This is a genomic window from Burkholderia sp. THE68 (assembly GCF_009938265.1).
In the GTDB taxonomy this organism is placed as follows: domain Bacteria; phylum Pseudomonadota; class Gammaproteobacteria; order Burkholderiales; family Burkholderiaceae; genus Caballeronia.
Genome location: NZ_AP022315.1, coordinates 2219852 through 2237646 on the forward strand (window position 1 = coordinate 2219852; position 17795 = coordinate 2237646).

A 17795-nucleotide genomic window follows, 5' to 3' on the forward strand; every position below is an offset into this window, starting at 1 on the left:
GAGGAGAATGCCCGTGGGCCATGAAGCCGCGGGCGTTTTTCTTTCGGGATTTCGGCTGTTCTTCGGCGGAATGGGTTGACGGTTCTCCCTTTCGGCGATTATAATTTTGCCTCTTTCGGGTCGTTAGCTCAGCTGGTAGAGCAGCGGACTTTTAATCCGTTGGTCACAGGTTCGAATCCCGTACGGCCTACCAAAGAAATCAAGCAGATAGCCCGGTCATTGCGACCGGGCTTTTTGTTTTGCATGCGCGATTCGTCTCAATGCACTTCGTCGGCTCTTCAGTCAAGCCAACGAATCGCCACCCTCCCCGCTGTTCCAATCGAGACACAATACGTCTCGTACCTTCCTATAATCGAATTCCTCCCCGCCCCACTCCCGCCCTCCCATGACCTCCAGCCTCGACGAAGCCATACTCCGCGTGCTGCCCACCGAGCGTGACGCGACCGCCTGGCTCTCGACGCCCGAAATCCGCAGGCGGCTCGAAGAGCGCGGCCATCGCGTCGGCTATACGAAGAAGGTGCAGCGCCATCTGAGCGCGCTCGAAGCCGACGCGCGCGTCGTGTCGATGATCAATGGCCGCGAACTGCTCTGGCAGCGCAAGCCGTGGCTGCACGGTTTGCAGGAAGGCGTCAGCGGTTTGATGAGCGCATCGGAGGCGGTTGCCTTTCACATCCTCCAGCGCTTCGCGGGCAACAAGCTGCCGAACGCCGTGACACGCGATATCGACCCGCTCTTCAAGGCGGCCGAATCGCGGTTATCGCAGGAAAAAGCCGACAGCCGCATCTATCGCGCGTGGGCGGACAAGATCGATTCCGTCGACGGCGCCTTCACCTTGATCCGCCCGAAGCTGCGCCCGGAAATCTTTCAGACCGTCGCGACCGCCACCTTCTTCGAGCGCGAGCTGCTCGTGCAATACCGCGCCGCGTACAAGGCGGAGCAACAGCACGATCAAAGTAACGATCCGAAGACCAGAACGCTCTGGCCGCTCGCGCTCGTCGAATCGGCTGGCGTCATGTACATGGTCGCGCAAGATCCGAGTCGCGCGCCGCGTCCGGAAAAAGGCGAAACGCAATGGCTGCGAACGCTTTATCGCCTCGATCGCATTCGCTCGGTGACGGAGTCGGGCGCATCGTTCACTTACCCCGAGGACTTCAAGCTGCGCAAATACATCGAGACGCAGCAGGTGTTCGACTTCCTGCCCGAGCCGCCGGTGTTGCTCGAACTCGCCTTCGATGACAACGCGGGCAATCAGTTGCGCGAATCGCCGATGTCGAAAGATCAGCAGATCAGCACACTCGCTGATGGCCGCATGAAAGTGACAGGCACCGTCACGCCGAGTCTCAAGCTGCGCTGGTGGCTGCGCGCGCTCGGCGCGAGCGTCGAGATCCTGGCGCCGAAAGCGCTGCGCGACGAATTCGCCGAAGACTATCGCAAGCTCGCGAGCCGTTACGACGAAACGTCGCGCACCTGAAGCGCCTCACCTCATGTAGCACACGTTGACCTGCGGCCCGAACACGTCGCGCACGATATCGATCAGATGATCGTGATGGCTCAGAAAGATCACCTGGGTGCGCTTTGCGATCTGCGCGAGCACGCGCAGGCCGGCGCGCGCGCGTCCATCGTCGAAATTGATGAACAGATCGTCGGCGACGAACGGCAGCGCCGACGCCTTCTCACCGTGCTCTTCCAGCGCTGCCAGCCGCAGCGCGAGATACAGCTGATCGCGCGTGCCCTCGCTCATTCCGGCGATCTCGACGTGCTCGCCGCTCGCACGAACCGCCGACAGCGCCATCGGCTGCCGGTCGTAATCGACGACGAGCCGCGCGAACGTGTCGAGCGTGAGCGCCGAGAAGATCGCACTCGCGCGTGAGAGCATCGGGCCCTGCCGGCGCTCGCGATAGCGGTCGATCGCCCACTTGAGCAGCGTCGATGCGGTCTCGACTTTCACGAAGCGCTCGGCGGCATCGGCCATCGCGGCAAGCGCTTCCTGGCGCTTCGCTTCGGCGCGCGCGGCATTCGCTTCGCCCGAAATGGCCGCGAGTTCGCGACGCGCGGCATCGAGTGCGGTCGCGGTTTCGCTCGCGATTCGCACCGATTCCGACAGCGCCGCGCCGATGCGCGACAGCTCGGCCGGCACGTTCGGCATGTCGGCGTCCTCCACCTCCGCGACGAGCTCGTCGAGCGCCAGGCCATCGCCGCCCTTGATGAGCGCGGCGCGCGCGTCATCCACCGCGGCGCTCAGCGCGCGCTTTGTCTGCGATTGCGCGATCAGCGCCTGGAGCACGTCAGGCGTATCGACGCCAGCCAGATCATAGAGCGGACGCAAAGTCGCTTTCGCTGCTTCGACCTCGGCGCGGGTCTGACTCACCTGCTCGCTCGCCGACGCGTGAGCCTTCTGCAACCGCTCCCACTCGGCATGCGCCGCGCATGCGCGATCGAGGCGCGCGGACAGTTCCGTCGCGATCGTCTTCGCGCCTTGCGTCGCAAGCGATTCATCGAGTTCGCGCGCCAGTTGCGATGCATCGCCGTCGAGCGCGGCGAGCGCAGCGCGCATCGCGTCGATCTGGCCGGTGCGTGTGGTCTCGATCTGCGTCAATTGCTCGCCGATCTTCTTCACGATATCGATGGCCGCTTCGGCCGCGGCCTGCGAATCCGCCGCGTTCGCGAGGCCCGCCTTCGCGATCGCCGCCGACCACTCGCGCTGCCAGCGCGCGTACGCTTCGCGGGCCGTTTTCGCCGCGCCCTGCCGCGCGATGCGTTCGGCCTGCGCTTCGTCGAGCTGCGCGGCGACATTGCGGCGCGTCACCGTGGCTTCGTCGATGGCCGCGATATGCGCCTCGGCCATGTCGCACAGCATGTCGAAACTGACGTGCGCGCCGGGTTGCGCGCCCGCCTCGGCAAGATGCCGCGCGAGTTCGTCGCGGCGCGTATCGGCATCGGCGGATTCGCGCGCGAATTCCTCGGCGCGCGCGTCGAGCGTCTGCGCGGCGACGAGCGCCTTCTCGCGCGATGCGATCCACGACGGCGCATCGTCGAGCGGCATGTCCGCGATGTGCGATTGCGCGGCGAGCGCGCGCCACGCGTCATCGAACGTCGTCAGCGCCGCTTCGGCTTCGCGCACGCTTTCCTCGCGGCGCGCGAGCGCGGATGTCTCGCTCGCGACACGCCGTTTCAGCGCCGCGAGTTGCGTCGCGTGTCCGACCGATCCGAGTTGACGATCGGCGAGGCCGTCCGCCGCGTGCATCGCGCTTTCGAAACCGGACGCGCCTTCATCGAGCGCGATATCGCCGGATCTGATCGCGGTCCACGCCGCATCGCGCGACGCGCGCGCGGCGTGAACCTGATCGCCCGTCACGACATCGTGCGCTTCGACGAGCGCGTCGAGTTCGCTGCGCGTCGCGTGGAGCGTGTCCTGCGCTTCCTTCGCGCGATCCGTGGCGAGCGTCAGCCGCGAAACGCATTCCTGACGCTGCGCGCGCAACGCGGCGATGCGCTCGGCTGCCGGCAGCGTCATCGTCTTCAATTCGGCGATCGGCCGCGACCATCGGCCAAGCGCGGCGATGCCCGCGTCGAGCGCATGCTGCGCGTCGCGCCGCGCGTCTTCGAGGCGCGCTTTCGCCTCGCCCGTATCGCGATACTTTTGCGCGGCACGCAACGCGGCGCGCAGACGCGGCGGCACATCGCCGCCCGCGATCGCCGCGAGCCTCGCTTTCAGCGTGTCGATCTGCGCGGCGCATTCGTCGGCTGCCTGCTCAGCATTGCGCGCGGCGAGTTCGAGTTCGCCGTGCTCGAGCATCAGGCTCGTGACCGTCTGGAGCGCGAGCGCGCCGGGCATCGTGCGGCGCACGCCCGCTTCGTCGTGCGGCCAGCCGAGTTGCGCGCCGTCCTGCGCGATCTGGCGCAGTCGCATCGCGACTTCCTGTTCGAGGCGGGCGATATCGCTCGCGTGATGCGTGCAGCGCTGCCGCGTGGCGTCGAGCGCACGAATGCGCGCCTGCGCGGCGAGCAGCGCGTGCGCGATGTGAATCGCGTTCAGTTCGGCGTGCAATCGCTCGGCCGCCTTCGCGTGTACGTCGAGCGCGCCTTGCGCCGTCGCGAGCCGCGTGAGCGCGTTTTGCAGCGTCGCTTCGGCGTTCGCGGGCAAGTCGACGACGTCGCCCAGTTCGCGCAACTCCGCCGCCTTCTCGCGCCACACGTTCAGAAACGGCGCGACACGCCTCACGCGTTCCAGCTTGCCGCGCTGCGCTTCCAGTTCCGCGCGGCGCGCGTCCTGCTCGCGGCGCTGCTCTTCGGCCTCTTCGACCGCGCCGTGCGCGCGACGCCACTGTGTCGTTCGCACGCTCGCCGTTTTCAGTTCGCTGGTGGCTTCGTCGTATTGCTTTAGGCCGATGTAATACGCACGGTCGCCCGACTTGCGCTTCGCCCACAGACGATCGGCTTCGTCCGCGAGACGCTGGCGCACGTCACCGAGACTCGCGATGCCCGCCGCCGACTGGAACAGCATCTGCCCGACATCGCTCGATGCATCGAGAATGCCTTGGCCGCCGCGAATCAGCGCCGTGTGATCGAGGCAGTACATCTGCTCGAAGAAGCTCTTGTCGGCCGAGCCGAGAAACGGCGCGAGCGCGTCGGCGGCAAGCGCGTCGCCGTTCGGCGCGCTGAGCGACGACTTACGGCTCTTCGTGCGATGAAACGCGAAGGTTTCGCTACCCGCCTCGATCGACGCGCCGAGCCGCAAGTCGCTCTGCGGATGCACGAACGCGAGCGGCGAGCTGTGCGGCATGCCGAAGAGCAATTCGGAGATCGCGTTCTTGATGGTCGATTTGCCGGCCTCGTTCGGACCGACGACGAAGTGAAAGTCATGTTCCGGCGCCGGAAACTCGACGGCGTGATCGGTGAATTTGCCGTAGCGGATGAGTTCGAGCTTGCCGATACGCATCGCTTACTCCGCGTCCGCCAGTTGCGCGATCAGCCCGGAGCGCACGTCGCCGACGAGCTTCGCGAGTTCGCCGTTGCGCACGTGCTCGAGCTCGGGCACGGACTTCTGCAATTCGCTCGGCGCCTGCGATGCCAGCGCGATGAGTCTTTCTTTCAGCATGCTCAGGAATTCCGGGTCGGACTCGGCTTCGATCAGCAGGCCGTGAAGATCGGCGAGCGCGTCGGTGCGGCCGCTCGCGGGTTCGCTGTGTGCGAGCGGCGCGGTCGCGATCTTCACTTTTTCGAGCCACAGACGGTCGTGGCTGATCGCGGCGATCTGCGCGAGCACTTCCGCGCGCAGTTGCGCCTCCAGTCCGAACAGTTCGCCGTGCGCTCCGGTCGCGCCGGTGATCGTCACGCGCACCGCGTGCGGCACGGACGATGCCGCCGCTTCGATGAGCGCCTCCAGCGCGCGTCCGACCGCGAGCGCGACTTCATCGAGCGTGCTCGCCAGTGATGCGTCCACCGTGACGGCTTCCCAGCGCAACACGTCGATGAAGAGCCGCTCGACGCTCACCTCCTCCGTGTCCGACACCGTGACGAGCACCGCGCCGCGCCGTCCCGTCTCGCGGATGTTGCGGCCTTGCAGATTGCCCGGAAACACGATGGTCGATGCGTCCTGCCAGATCGCGTATTCGTGGACGTGGCCGAGCGCCCAGTAGTGATATTCCTTCGCGTGCAATTCGGCGACCGAGCATGGCGCGTAGCTCGCGTGCATCGACCCACCTTCGAGTGCGGTATGCAGCACGCCGATATTGAAGTACCCGGCGACCGGCGACGGATACGCGGTGACGAGATTCGTCGTGACCGCCTTTTCCTTGAAGCTGTGGCCGTGCAGCGCGACCTTCAGTGCGTCGATGCGGAAGGTCTGCGGCTTTCTCGTCGAGAAGGTGTGGACGTTGTCGGGCAGTTGCAACTGGCTCGTCATCTCGCTTTCGGCGTCGTGATTGCCGAACAGCACGTAGACCGGAATGCCGGCGCGTCGCAGGCGTCCCATCTCGCGGCAGAAAAAGATGCCCGTGTTGTGGTCGCGCCAGGTGCCGTCGTAGAGATCGCCGGCGATCACCATGAAATCGACCTGTTCGTCGACCGCCACCGACACGAGCTTCGAGAACGCCTCGCGCGTGGCGTTGCGCAGCATGTCGGCGGGTGCGTCCGCGTAGGCGGAAAGGCCGTGCAGCGGGCTATCGAGATGAATATCCGCGGCGTGAATGAAGCGCATGCAGTCTCCGTTGAAGGATGTCTTTCTGCCCCGGACCGATGGGGACGACGATCATAGCAGCCGGTCGGGACACATCGCGTCCCGATCGATGTTGTGCATTCGGGACGTCGAATGTCTCGCGCCGCTCGCAGAATCGGCCACTCGGAATCAACGCGACACGAGGATAACGATGAACGAAACACTCGCGCGAAACACCACGATCACGAGCCCATACACACCGAAGAATGTCGATGCCGCGATCGGGCATCTGGAGCGCGTGCTGTCGGCGGAAGGCGCCAACTCGCTGTTCGGCCAGACCTACTGGCGCACGCGCGTGCGGCAGGTGAGCGCGACGCACGGCCTGCATCGCGAACAGCGCGCGCGACTGGAACGGCTGCTGAAATTGCTGTCGGATGTCGGCTGCGTTCAGGCTTTCGAGCGCTGAACCGCCTGCGCGAGCGCGACGAACTCCGCAACCGGCACTTCCTCGGCGCGGCGCGTGAGATCGAAGCCGAGGGCATCGAAATCGATCGTGTCGCGATACGCGCCCAGATTGTTGCGCAACACCTTGCGACGCTGCGCGAAAGCCGCCTTCACGACATCGGACAGCACGGCTTCCTCGACTTCGGGCAACTCGTGCGGCGCGAACGGAATCATTCGCACGATGGCGGAATTCACCTTCGGCGGCGGGTTGAACGACTCGGGCGGCACGTCGAGCAGCTTGTCCATCACGTAGCGGTATTGCAGCATCACCGAAAGACGCCCGTAGTCCTTGCTCGCGGGCTCGGCGATCATGCGTTCGACCACTTCGTCCTGCAGCATGAAGTGCTGGTCGATCACCTTGTGCGCGAACGTCGTCAGATGAAAGAGCAGCGGGCTCGAGATGTTGTACGGCAGATTGCCGACGATACGCAGCGTCGGCTTTTCCCCTTCGAGCGCGAGCGAAGCGAAGTCGAACTCGAGCGCATCGGCGGAATGCACGACGAGCCTGTCGCCGAAGCGCTTTTCCAGCCGACCGATCAGATCGCGGTCCAGTTCGACCGCATGCAACGGCGCTTCGGGCGTGGCGAGCCGCTCGATCAGCGGCTCCGTGAGCGCGGCCAGTCCCGGCCCGATCTCGACCATGCGCTCGCCGCGCTTCGGCGCGATCACATCGACGATGGAATCGATCACGCCCTGATCGACGAGGAAGTTCTGCCCGAAGCGCTTGCGCGCGAAATGGCCTTGATGTTTGGTCGACATACTCGTTTGAAAGAAGCGGGCGCGTGGCCCGGATCACGCCGCGCGCGCGTGACGCTTGTGACGCGCCATCGTGACGGCGGCGTCGATTGCGGCGATCATGCTGCCCGGGTCGGCGCGGCCCGTTCCCGCGAGATCGAGCGCGGTGCCGTGATCCACCGACGTGCGGATGATCGGCAAGCCGAGCGTGACGTTGATGCCCTCGCCGAACGTCGCATACTTCAGCACCGGCAAGCCCTGATCATGGAACATCGCGAGCACGCAGTCGGCGTCTTTCAGATAGCGCGGCTGAAACAGCGTGTCGGCGGGATACGGACCCGGCGCGTCGATGCCAAGCGCGCGGGCGCGTTCGAGCGCGGGCGTGATGACGTCGATTTCCTCGCGGCCCAGATAGCCGTTCTCGCCCGCATGCGGATTGAGGCCGGTGACGAGAATGCGCGGCGCGCGCAGACCGAAATGCGCGCGCAGATCGTGATCGATGATCGTGAGCGTTTCAACGAGGCCGTCGATCGTGAGCGCCGCGGACACGTCCTTCAGCGGCAGATGCGTGGTCGCGAGCGCGACGCGCAATGGCCGCTCGCTCGAACCCGCCAGCATCATCACGACGCGCGGCGTGTTCGTGCGTTCGGCGAGATATTCGGTGTGGCCGGTGAAAGGCACGCCGGCATCGTTGATCGTGCTCTTTTGCAGCGGCGCGGTGACGATGGCGTCGAAACGGCCGGAAACCGCACCGTCGATGGCGGCATCGAGAAGACCCAGCACGTAGCGCCCGTTCGCCGCATTCAGCTTGCCCGGTTCGGCGGGCACGGCGAGCGCGTGATGTTCAACGTCGACGGCATCGTTTGTTTCGAGCCAGTCCGCGCCGGCACGCGCTTCAAGCAGAGCACGATCGCCGAGCACCGTGAAGTGCGCCGACGGCCAACGCTCGCGCGCCTGCCCGAGCGCAGCCGCGGTCAGTTCCGGGCCGACACCGGCCGGCTCGCCAGTCGTGATGGCGATGGCGAGCCGTCGGGCGTCGGCGGAGTTCATGCTCTTATTGCGGCTGGGCAGCGATGCCCTTGTACTGCACGTAAGCGGTGTCGCGCAGTTCGCGCAGCCAGTCCGAATACGCCTGCTCGGCCTTGCGCTGACCGATTGCCTGACGGGCGATATCGAGCTGCTGCGTCGCCGATCCTTCCGCATCGCGGCGGCCGAGCACCTGGATCAGGTGGTAGCCGTATTCGCTTCGCACCGGATCGCTGACGGCGCCGTCCTGGAGGTTGTTCATCGCGCGCTCGAATTCAGGCACGGTTTCGCCCGGGCTGATCCAGCCGAGATCGCCGCCCTGCGACGCCGAGCCGTCCTGCGAGTAGGTCCGCGCGAAGTTGGCGAAATCGCCGCCCGCCGCCACTTGCTGCTTGATGTCGAGCAGCTTCTGGCGCGCGGACTGTTCCGACATGCCATCGGATACGCGCAGGAGGATGTGGCGCACGTGCGTCTGCACGAGCTTCGGCGCGTCGGCTGCGGTGCCCTGGCTCGCGCGGCGATCCACCAGCTTGATGATCTCGAAGCCGCCGTCGGTGCGCAAAAGCGTGGGCACGACCTGGCCCGGACGCAGTGTCGACACCGCCGAGACGATGCCCGCCGGCAGCGAACCCGGTGCGCGGAAGCCGAGATCGCCGCCCTTACCGGCGTCGGTGTCCTGCGAGTTCTGCTTGGCGAGTTTCGCGAAATCGTCGCCGGCCTGCGCCTGCTTGAGCACGGCGTCGGCCTGAGCCTGAACCTTCGCGACATCGCTTTCAGGCGCATCCGACGGAAGCTTGAACATGATGTGCTGCAGACGCAGATCGCTCGCGTTGCGCGCGCCCGGGCCGCGCTGGCTGGCGATGTAGTTCGCCACTTCGCCGTCGGACACGGTGACCTTGCTGTCCACTTCCTTCTCGCGCAGCTTGGAGAGCGTGAGTTCGGTGCGCGCGTCGCGCATGAAGGTGGACCAGGGCACGCCCTGCGCCTCGATCCGCGAGCGGTAGACGTCGAGCGTCATCTGGTTTTGCTGGGCGAGACGCGAGAGTGTGCGGTTGACCGTGGCGTCGTCGACGACGATGCCGTCTTCCTTCGCCCGCTGAAGCTGGATGCGCTCGAGCACCATCTGATCGAGCACCTGCCGCTGCATCTGGTCCGCAGGCGGCACCGGCGCGTTCTGTTGCTGGAGACGCTTCGCGATGAGCGCCGTGCGTTCTTGCAGTTCGCGCTGCGTGATGACGCCGTCGTTCACCACCGCGACGACGGAATCGGCGAGCTGCGCATTGCGATTCGACAACGCCTGCGCACCGGCCGGCGAACTCAGGATCAGCGCGGCAGCGAGCGCGCCCGCTGCAATTACCGTCGATCGAAACATTTTCACGTTTGCCACAGATACTCCATCAAATACGAGCTTCACCCGTTCGTGTACTGCTTGTGTGTGCTGCCTGCGCGGCCATCGGCGCCGCTCTTGACCGCTCGTCATTGGATTCCCGCGCGAGAACGCCCGTTTCGGCCTACTCGTAGTCGCTGTACCGGGACAGCGGCGCCGGCGCCGGCGGCGGCGGCTGGTAACCCTGGACGCTCGAACGGAACGCGGTGACGAGGCCATTGTCGACGTTCGACAAGCCCTTGAACGTCAATTGCGCGAGCACGCGCGTGCCCGACGAAGGCTGGCCCTGCGTGTTCACGCCGTTGGCGTAACGCTGCATGCCGAAGCCGAACGCCCAGCAGTCGGCATCGTACTGGAAGCCCAGAAGCCCGTCGACGAGACGATGGCTCGCGAGATCATAATTTACGCGGGCGACGGCATAGAGCCGATTCGAGAGCGGCCACTCGCCCGACAGCAGGATCTGGTTGATCGGCTCGTTCACCAGGGTGGTCTGGTTGGAACGCGTGTAGCGGTATCCGACGTTGATCACCTTGCGTTCGGCGGGGCTGAACGCAAAACCGACGCTCGAGCGCACGAGCTGATTGTTATCGACATTATATTGGAACGCGGTTTCCGAAGCGAAACCAGCGCCCAGCTTGATGGCCGCGCCCGCGATCAGGTCTGAGTGCTTCGCCTGCTCCGGCAGCTGGCCCGGCGTGATCGTGACGCGCTGGCTCTGAAAATAATACTGCTGCGCGATGACGAAACGCGCGCGCTCGTCGCCCGTCGCCGGGTTGATGAAGCGCGTGGTCAGGCCGGCCGTCAGGCGGTTCGCATCGGCGATGCGGTCGTTGCCGACGAACGTGTTCGGCGTGTAGATCTCGGCGAGGCCGAAGTCGGCTTCGGCGGTATCGAAGATCGGCGCGAAGTCCTGATTGTGATACGGCGTGTAGACGTAATAGAGCCGCGGCTCCAGCGTCTGGATGTAATCCTGGCCGAACAGGCGCACCGAGCGGTCGAACACGAGCCCCGTATCGAAGCTGAGGGTTGGAATCGACTCGGTGAAATTCTTGGGCTGCCCCGCCACCGGCGGCGACGAGCCCGCAACCTGCGTGGTCGCGATGTGACTCAGGTCGTACGACGCGAAGTGCCATTGCACCTTCGGCGTGACGAAATAGCCCGGTGCATTGATGCCGTAGCTCAGGTACGGATTGAAGTACAGCCGGTTGCCGTCGGTCGCGCCATCGGTGGTGATGGTGAAGCGCGTCGCGTCCAGCTCCGCGCCGTAGTCGAAGCCGCCGACGTTGTACTTGTTGTACTGAACGTTCACCTGCGGCTCACGCGCGTACGGCGGAACCGACGGCTGCAGCGTCTGCCAGCGCTGTTCGCGCGCGAGCACGGACCACGGGCCGTTGTTGTACGTGAGCCCCGCTTCCTGCTGATACAGCAACTGCGTGCCGTTCAGGAACTGATTCGACGCGTTGCCCAGGTCTTCCGGATATTGATCGTCCGAAACCTTGTTGTAATTGACGTAGCCGCCGAAGCCGTTGCCGAAGTTCTGGCGATGCTGCCAGAAGATCGCATAGCGGTTCGTGTGCGTTACCCGGTCATTCGGCAGATAGTCGCCGGTAAACGAGCCCGAGTAGGTCGGCGACAGGTAGCGGTAGGTCGCTTCGCCCAGCACGCCACGCTTCGTCATGATGCGCGGCGTGACGGTCAGATCGCGATTCGGCGCGATGTTGAAATAGTACGGGATCGTCGCTTCGAAACCGGTCGTCGAGCTGAGCGAGAAGGTCGGCGGCAACAGGCCGCTGCGACGGTCGCTCGTGAGCGGAAACGAAAGCCACGGGCTCGCGAACACCGGCACGCCCTGGAAGAACAGCACGCCGTTATGCGCAACGCCTTCGTCGGCGCCGGTGTCGAAATCGAACGACGTGCCCTTGATGTACCAGGCCGGATCGGCTTCGCACTGGCACGCGGTGTACGTGCCGTGATCGATGCGCGCGCGCTCGTCGTCGATCATGTCGGCGCGCTCGGCGCTACCCGAGCCGCCCGTCAGATTGAAGTGGTACTTCGGGTTCGTCATGAACCCTTCGTTGGCCTCGACCTTCAGATGCGCTTCCGGACCGGCGAACGACACGCCGTTGTTGATCAGCCTGACATTGCCGAAAGCATCGGCCATGTCCGTGTCCTGATCGTAGTGCAGCGCGTCGCCCTTGATGACCGTCACCGTGCGGCGGATCTCCGCCGAACCCTTCGCCGCCATGTCTTCGTCGGAGGTGCCCGTCGCCTTGTCGCTCAGCAGGAAGGTAGACGATTGCTGGCCGCTTTGCAGCGGGCGCTCTTCGAGTTGCGGCGCGAGGCGCAGACTGCCGGGGCCGTCGAGCGGCTGCGGATACGCGGCGTCGCCCGCGAGCTGGGCGTGCGCGAGAGCGGGCATCAGACCCGGAACGGATAGAAGCGCGGCGACGAGCCGCCGCCTGCGTGGCTGAGCGTCGCCTTGGATTTTCGATACGGGAAACTGTCGTGGCGGCATGTATGGGTGGCGGTTCGATCCCGTTCGCGTCCCACGCGCCCGATGCCGCCGGGCAGGCGGCCGCGCCCTTTCCGCAGTCACGAACTTGACGGTCCGTTGCTAAGCGGGACGACACTCGATCGAACGGTGACGCTCACAGTCGTCGGGGGCCTGGTGCCAGGCGTGAAACGGATCGCTTAAAAAAGTCGTGGGGTATTATATGGCAAGATGTTTGGCCCCCCGAATTTATGACGCATATTCCTTCCGACGCCCGCCTGAATCAGCTCCGCTCATGGCTCGAAAATTTCGCCGGACGCTACCGGTTGAATGTCGCGAGTCTCGCCCCCGCTTCCGCCGATGCAAGCTTTCGCCGCTATTTCCGGCTGGAAAGCGATTCGGAGCACGGCCGGACGCTCATCGCCGTCGATGCTCCGCCGCCCGAAAAATGCCGCGAGTTCGTGCAGGTCGCCGGGCTGCTCGAAGCGGCGAACGTACACGTGCCGAAAATTCTCGAAGCCGATTTCGAAGCCGGTTTCATGCTCGTGACCGACCTCGGCAACACGACGTACATCTCCGTTCTCGACGAAAAGAACGCGCGGCCGATGATGCGCGACGCGATCGACCCGCTGATCCGCTTCCAGCAGACCGCGCGCGAAGGCGTGCTGCCGCCTTTCGACGAGGCGTTTTTGCGCCGTGAAATGGAATTGATGCCCGAGTGGTTCATCGGCCGTCATCTGGGCCGCGAAGTCACCACGGACGAACGCAAGACGCTCGACGACACCTTCACGCTGCTCGTGCAGAGCGCGCTCGCGCAACCGCAAACCTTCATGCTGCGCGACTACATGCCGCGCAATCTGATGGTGTGCGAGCCGAATCCGGGCGTGCTGGATTTTCAGGACGCGGTGTACGGCCCGATCACCTACGACATGGCGTCGCTGATGCGCGACGCATTCGTCAGTTGGGAAGAAGAATTTCAGCTCGATTGCATCGCGTATTACTGGGAACGCGCGAAGAAGGCCGGACTTCCCGTCGATCCGGATTTCGGCGACTTCTACCGTCAGCTCGAATGGATGGGCCTGCAGCGGCACATCAAGGTGCTCGGCCTGTTCGCGCGCATCCACTATCGCGACGGCAAGCCGCAATATCTCGCCGATCTGCCGCGTTTCATCGGCTATGCGCGCAAGGTCGCGGAGCGCTACGCGCCGCTCTGGCCGTTCGCGCGTCTGCTCGACTCGCTGGAAGGCCGCGCGATCGAAGTCGGTTACACCTTCTGAGCCGACGATGACGCACGCTCTCAAGACGGCGATGATCTTCGCCGCCGGTCGCGGCGAACGCATGCGCCCGCTCACCGACACATGTCCGAAACCGCTGCTCGAAGCAGGCGGCAAGCCGCTCATCGTGTGGCAGATCGAGCGGCTGGCGGCGGCGGGCATCGAAACGATCGTCATCAATCACGCGTGGCTCGGCGCGCAGATCGAAACCGCACTGGGCGACGGTGCGCGCTGGGGCGTTGCGCTGCGGTATTCGCCCGAAACCGAAGCGCTGGAAACGGCGGGCGGCATCGCGCAGGCGCTGCGGCTGATCGGAGACGGCGTGTTCATCGCCGTCAGCGGCGATGTGTTCTGCGATTTCGACTACTCGACCCTGCACGACCGCGCCGAAGCGCTCGAAGCACGCGACGAACCGGGCATGCATCTCGTGATGGTCCCTAATCCGCCCTTCCACGCGAAAGGCGATTTCGCGCTGAACGACGGCGTGCTCGCGCTCGACGGCACGCCGCGCCACACCTTCGGCAATATCGGGCTCTACGACACGCGCATGTTCCGCGATCTCGCGCCCGGCACGCGCCGCGCGCTCACGCCGTACTATCGCGAAACCATCGCGGCGGGGCGCGCGAGCGGTGAACTCTACGCCGGCCGATGGGAAAACGTCGGCACGCCCGCGCAACTTCGCGCACTCGACGACGAACTGCGAACCCGCTGAGCGGCGGCCGCGCGCCGGGGATTGGGACGCATCCGATGGTAAAATGCGCGGTTCTTCCGTCTTTTCCCTTCCGGCCGCGCCTGCAATCATGTCCGATACCCGTCCCGATACCCTTTTCGCGCTGACCGCGCTCTCGCCGCTCGACGGCCGCTACGCCGCCAAGACCGAAGCCCTGCGCGAATGGCTCTCCGAAGCCGCGTTCATGCGCCATCGCGTGACGGTCGAGATTCACTGGCTGATCGCGTTGTCGCGCGCCGGTTTCGCCGAAGTGCCGCGCTTCTCCGAAGCCTCCGAGCAATTCCTGCTGAGCCTCGCCGAGCGCTTCACCGCGCACGACGCAGCGCGCATCAAGGACATCGAGCGCGTCACGAATCACGACGTGAAGGCCGTCGAATACTGGCTCAAGGAGTCGGTCAAGGGCCAGCCGGAACTGGAACGCGCGAGTGAGTTCATCCACTTCGCGTGCACGTCCGAAGACATCAACAACACGTCGCACGGCCTGATGCTCGCCGGCGCGCGCGAGCGCGTGATCCTGCCTGCGCTCCGCTCGGTGTACGAACGCCTCGTGAAGCTCGCGCACACGCACGCCGAGCAACCGATGCTCTCGCGCACGCACGGCCAGCCCGCCAGCCCGACCACGCTCGGCAAGGAGATCGCCAACGTCGCGGCGCGTCTGTCGCGCGCAATCCAGCGCATCGAGAAGGTCGAACTGCTCGGCAAGATGAACGGCGCGGTCGGCAATTTCAACGCGCATCTGTCGGCGTATCCGGAATTCGACTGGGAAGCGTTCTCGAAGGACGTCGTGGAGAATCGGCTGAAGCTCACGTTCAATCCGTACACGATCCAGATCGAGCCGCACGACTACATGGCCGAACTGTTCGACGCGGTCGCGCGCGCCAACACGATCCTGCTCGACCTCGACCGCGACGTGTGGGGCTACATCTCGCTCGGCTACTTCAAGCAGAAGCTAAAGGCTGGCGAAATCGGCTCGTCGACGATGCCGCATAAGGTCAACCCGATCGACTTCGAGAATTCCGAAGGCAACCTCGGCCTCGCGAACGCGACGCTGCGCCATCTCTCCGACAAGTTGCCGGTCTCGCGCTGGCAGCGCGACCTGACCGATTCGACCGTGCTGCGCAACATCGGCGTCGCGTTCGGCTATTCTCTGCTGGCTTATGACGCGCTGATCCGCGGCCTCGACAAGCTCGAAATCAACGCGGCGCGCCTGAACGAAGATCTCGACAATACCTGGGAAGTGCTCGCCGAGCCGGTGCAGACGGTGATGCGCCGCTACGGCATCGAGAATCCGTACGAGCAGTTGAAGGAGCTGACGCGCGGCAAGGGCATCACGCGCGAGGCGTTGCAGACGTTCATCGGCGGTCTGGCGATTCCCGCCGATGCCAAGAAGCTGCTGCTGGAAATGACGCCGGGTTCGTATATCGGCAAAGCGGCCGAACTGGCAAAGCGTATCGCCTGATTCGCGGCGCAAGGTCGAAGAAAAAGCCCCACGCTTTGCGGCGTGGGGCTTTTTTTCTGCAACGTCAAACGCGAAATCAGCGCGTCTTCAGTTCCTCGATCACGATCTCGACGATTTCCTCGGGCGTGTGCTCGATGCTCACCACGATCGCCTCGTCCGCGCCCGGCGCCTCGAGCGTATCGAGCTGGCTCTGCAGCAGCTTCGGATCGAAGAAATGTCCCGTGCGCGTCGCGAGCCGTTCGTGCAGCACGTCGAACGTGCCTTCGAGATAGACGAAACAGACGTCTTTGTCGCCGTCGCGCAACACGTCGCGATACGAGCGCTTCAGCGACGAGCATGTGAACACCGCCGTCTCGCCCGCACGCTGCTTTTCCTCGATCGCGGCGCGAATCGTCTTGAGCCACGGCCAGCGGTCGTCGTCGGTCAGCGGGATGCCCTTGTGCATCTTCTCCTTGTTGGCGGCGCTGTGGAACGCGTCGCCATCGGTGAACGAGCATTGCAGGCGCTCCGCCAGCAATTCCCCGATAAGAGACTTGCCGGCGCCCGACACGCCCATTGCGATCAGAATCATCGAAATCTCCTTACACGAACGCCGCGAGCACGAAAGTCAAGCCGAGTCCCATCAGGGAAATGAGGGTTTCGAGCAACGACCAGGTCTTGAAGGTCTGTCCGACGGTCATCCCGAAATACTCTTTGATCAGCCAGAAGCCGCCATCGTTCACATGCGAAAAGATCAGCGAGCCGGAGCCGGTGGCGAGCACCAGCAATTCCGGGCTCGTATGGCCGCCCGCCGCGGCCGCGATCGGCGCGACGATGCCGCACGCGGTCGTCATCGCGACGGTGGCAGAGCCGGTCGCCAGACGAATCAGCGCGGCGACGAACCAGCCGAGCAACAGCGGCGACAGATTCGCCTGCGAAGCGGTGGCGACGATCTGCTGCGAGATGCCGCTGTCGCGCAGAACCTGGCCGAAACCGCCGCCCGCGCCCACGATCAGCGTGATGCCTGCGATCGGCGCAAGACACTCGCCGCAGAACTTCTGAATCTGTTCGCGGTTGAATCCACGTTTCGCGCCGAAGGTCCAGAAACTGACCAGCACCGCGATCAGCAGCGCCATATCCGATTGGCCGATGAAGCGCAGCAAATCGTTCGGCAGCGTCTTCGGCGTGAAGACCAGATCCGCCCAGCTTCCGACCAGCATCAGAATGACCGGCAGCAGAATGGTGAAGAGCGTGATGCCGAAGCTCGGCAGGTCGCGCTTCTTTTCCGTGTCGCCGTGCTTTTCCGTGAACTGGTCGGCGAGTGCGTTGGCGTCCGGCAGCTTGATGTATTTGTGGATCATCAGCGCAAAGAGCGGGCCCGCGACGATCGCGGTCGGCACGCCGACGATCAGGCCGTATGCGATCGTCTTGCCGATATCCGCGTGATACTGCTGCACCGCGAGCAGCGCGGCCGGGTGCGGCGGAATCAGGCCGTGCACGACCGAGAGGCCGGCGACCATCGGCAGGCCGATGAGCAGCAGCGATTTGCCGGTGCGTTTCGCGACGTTGAACGCGATCGGAATCAGCAGCACGAAGCCGACTTCGAAGAACACCGGCAAGCCGACGATGATCGCGACGACCATCATCGCCCAGTGAATGTTCTTCTCGCCGAACAGATGGATGAGCGTATTGGCGATGCGCTCGGCGCCGCCCGATTCGGCCATCATCTTGCCGAGCATCGTGCCGAGACCGACCACCACCGCAATGTGGCCGAGCGTGTTCCCGTTGCCGGTTTCGAACGACTTCACGATCTTGTCCATCGGCATGCCGACCGCGAGGGCCAGCAGCACGGACACAATCATGAGAACGAGGAAAGGGTAAACCTTGTAGCGGGCGATCATCAGGATCAGAACCGCGATCGCGATCACCGCGTAGAGCAGCAGCATGCTCCCGTGGACGGCTGGCATAACGCCTCCTTTGATTTTGTTGAGGTTTTTGCGCTATGTATGCGTTTGCCGTCGCTGCACTGCACACATCGGCGGCGTCCGGCAAG

13 protein-coding genes and 1 tRNA gene are annotated in these 17795 nt (G+C 64.7%); 6 read left to right on the plus strand and 8 right to left on the minus strand.

Annotated elements, in window-relative coordinates:
* Positions 1–117 precede the first annotated feature (117 nt).
* Both BTHE68_RS10545 and BTHE68_RS10550 read left to right on the plus strand, forming a co-directional pair.
* Positions 118–193 (plus strand) — tRNA-Lys (locus BTHE68_RS10545).
* Between the two features lie 192 nt (positions 194–385).
* The gene (locus BTHE68_RS10550; RefSeq protein ID WP_162066281.1) at positions 386–1471 is read left to right on the plus strand and encodes a helix-turn-helix transcriptional regulator; all 1086 of its coding nucleotides are present in this window, start codon (positions 386–388) and stop codon (positions 1469–1471) included.
* 6 nt (positions 1472–1477) lie between these two features.
* Here BTHE68_RS10550 and BTHE68_RS10555 read toward each other — a convergent pair whose 3' ends face one another.
* Entirely contained in the window at positions 1478–4939 is a 3462-nt protein-coding gene (locus tag BTHE68_RS10555) for an ATP-binding protein (RefSeq protein WP_162066282.1), read from the minus strand.
* A 3-nt stretch (positions 4940–4942) separates the two neighbouring features.
* The gene (locus BTHE68_RS10560) at positions 4943–6199 is read right to left on the minus strand and encodes a metallophosphoesterase family protein (protein ID WP_162066283.1); all 1257 of its coding nucleotides are present in this window, start codon (positions 6197–6199) and stop codon (positions 4943–4945) included.
* A 169-nt stretch (positions 6200–6368) separates the two neighbouring features.
* Here BTHE68_RS10560 and BTHE68_RS10565 point away from each other — a divergent pair, with 169 nt between their 5' ends.
* Complete coding sequence (locus BTHE68_RS10565; RefSeq protein WP_162066284.1) at positions 6369–6623, plus strand: hypothetical protein; 255 nt, start codon at positions 6369–6371, stop codon at positions 6621–6623.
* On the opposite strand, the gene rsmA is transcribed toward BTHE68_RS10565, so the two are convergent.
* From rsmA to BTHE68_RS10585, 4 genes are all read right to left on the minus strand, one after another.
* Complete coding sequence (rsmA, locus tag BTHE68_RS10570) at positions 6605–7420, minus strand: 16S rRNA (adenine(1518)-N(6)/adenine(1519)-N(6))-dimethyltransferase RsmA (RefSeq protein ID WP_162066285.1); 816 nt, start codon at positions 7418–7420, stop codon at positions 6605–6607. The two genes, BTHE68_RS10565 and rsmA, sit on opposite strands and share 19 nt — an antisense overlap.
* Positions 7421–7453: 33 nt before the next feature.
* On the minus strand, positions 7454–8446 hold the full coding sequence (gene pdxA / locus BTHE68_RS10575) for a 4-hydroxythreonine-4-phosphate dehydrogenase PdxA (protein WP_162066286.1): 993 nt from the start codon (positions 8444–8446) through the stop codon (positions 7454–7456).
* A 4-nt stretch (positions 8447–8450) separates the two neighbouring features.
* Positions 8451–9794: a peptidylprolyl isomerase gene (locus BTHE68_RS10580; protein WP_162066287.1), complete on the minus strand. Its 1344-nt coding sequence runs from the start codon at positions 9792–9794 to the stop codon at positions 8451–8453.
* A gap of 139 nt (positions 9795–9933) precedes the next feature.
* Positions 9934–12324 (minus strand): LPS-assembly protein LptD, encoded by a 2391-nt coding sequence (locus tag BTHE68_RS10585; protein ID WP_162066288.1) that lies wholly within the window; start codon positions 12322–12324, stop codon positions 9934–9936.
* A 227-nt stretch (positions 12325–12551) separates the two neighbouring features.
* Here BTHE68_RS10585 and BTHE68_RS10590 point away from each other — a divergent pair, with 227 nt between their 5' ends.
* From BTHE68_RS10590 to purB, 3 genes are all read left to right on the plus strand, one after another.
* Positions 12552–13577 (plus strand): aminoglycoside phosphotransferase family protein, encoded by a 1026-nt coding sequence (locus BTHE68_RS10590; RefSeq protein ID WP_162066289.1) that lies wholly within the window; start codon positions 12552–12554, stop codon positions 13575–13577.
* A gap of 7 nt (positions 13578–13584) precedes the next feature.
* Entirely contained in the window at positions 13585–14286 is a 702-nt protein-coding gene (gene murU / locus BTHE68_RS10595; protein WP_162066290.1) for an N-acetylmuramate alpha-1-phosphate uridylyltransferase MurU, read from the plus strand.
* 88 nt (positions 14287–14374) lie between these two features.
* Complete coding sequence (gene purB / locus BTHE68_RS10600) at positions 14375–15763, plus strand: adenylosuccinate lyase (protein ID WP_162066291.1); 1389 nt, start codon at positions 14375–14377, stop codon at positions 15761–15763.
* 76 nt (positions 15764–15839) lie between these two features.
* On the opposite strand, the gene BTHE68_RS10605 is transcribed toward purB, so the two are convergent.
* Together BTHE68_RS10605 and BTHE68_RS10610 are read right to left on the minus strand one after the other, a co-directional pair.
* Entirely contained in the window at positions 15840–16334 is a 495-nt protein-coding gene (locus tag BTHE68_RS10605) for a gluconokinase (RefSeq protein WP_061176756.1), read from the minus strand.
* A gap of 10 nt (positions 16335–16344) precedes the next feature.
* Positions 16345–17709: a GntP family permease gene (locus tag BTHE68_RS10610; RefSeq protein ID WP_162066292.1), complete on the minus strand. Its 1365-nt coding sequence runs from the start codon at positions 17707–17709 to the stop codon at positions 16345–16347.
* Between the last annotated feature and the right edge of the window lie 86 nt (positions 17710–17795).

What these genes read in the sequence shown, in the direction of transcription:
- pdxA (WP_162066286.1), bottom strand. Translation starts at nt 8,446, where the DNA reads ATGAACTCCGCCGACGCCCGACGGCTCGCCATCGCCATCACGACTGGC.
- BTHE68_RS10565 (WP_162066284.1), top strand. Translation starts at nt 6,369, where the DNA reads ATGAACGAAACACTCGCGCGAAACACCACGATCACGAGCCCATACACA.
- BTHE68_RS10580 (WP_162066287.1), bottom strand. Translation starts at nt 9,794, where the DNA reads ATGTTTCGATCGACGGTAATTGCAGCGGGCGCGCTCGCTGCCGCGCTG.
- murU (WP_162066290.1), top strand. Translation starts at nt 13,585, where the DNA reads ATGACGCACGCTCTCAAGACGGCGATGATCTTCGCCGCCGGTCGCGGC.
- rsmA (WP_162066285.1), bottom strand. Translation starts at nt 7,420, where the DNA reads ATGTCGACCAAACATCAAGGCCATTTCGCGCGCAAGCGCTTCGGGCAG.
- BTHE68_RS10555 (WP_162066282.1), bottom strand. Translation starts at nt 4,939, where the DNA reads ATGCGTATCGGCAAGCTCGAACTCATCCGCTACGGCAAATTCACCGAT.
- BTHE68_RS10585 (WP_162066288.1), bottom strand. Translation starts at nt 12,324, where the DNA reads ATGCCGCCACGACAGTTTCCCGTATCGAAAATCCAAGGCGACGCTCAG.
- BTHE68_RS10550 (WP_162066281.1), top strand. Translation starts at nt 386, where the DNA reads ATGACCTCCAGCCTCGACGAAGCCATACTCCGCGTGCTGCCCACCGAG.
- BTHE68_RS10560 (WP_162066283.1), bottom strand. Translation starts at nt 6,199, where the DNA reads ATGCGCTTCATTCACGCCGCGGATATTCATCTCGATAGCCCGCTGCAC.
- purB (WP_162066291.1), top strand. Translation starts at nt 14,375, where the DNA reads ATGTCCGATACCCGTCCCGATACCCTTTTCGCGCTGACCGCGCTCTCG.
- BTHE68_RS10605 (WP_061176756.1), bottom strand. Translation starts at nt 16,334, where the DNA reads ATGATTCTGATCGCAATGGGCGTGTCGGGCGCCGGCAAGTCTCTTATC.
- BTHE68_RS10590 (WP_162066289.1), top strand. Translation starts at nt 12,552, where the DNA reads ATGACGCATATTCCTTCCGACGCCCGCCTGAATCAGCTCCGCTCATGG.
- BTHE68_RS10610 (WP_162066292.1), bottom strand. Translation starts at nt 17,709, where the DNA reads ATGCCAGCCGTCCACGGGAGCATGCTGCTGCTCTACGCGGTGATCGCG.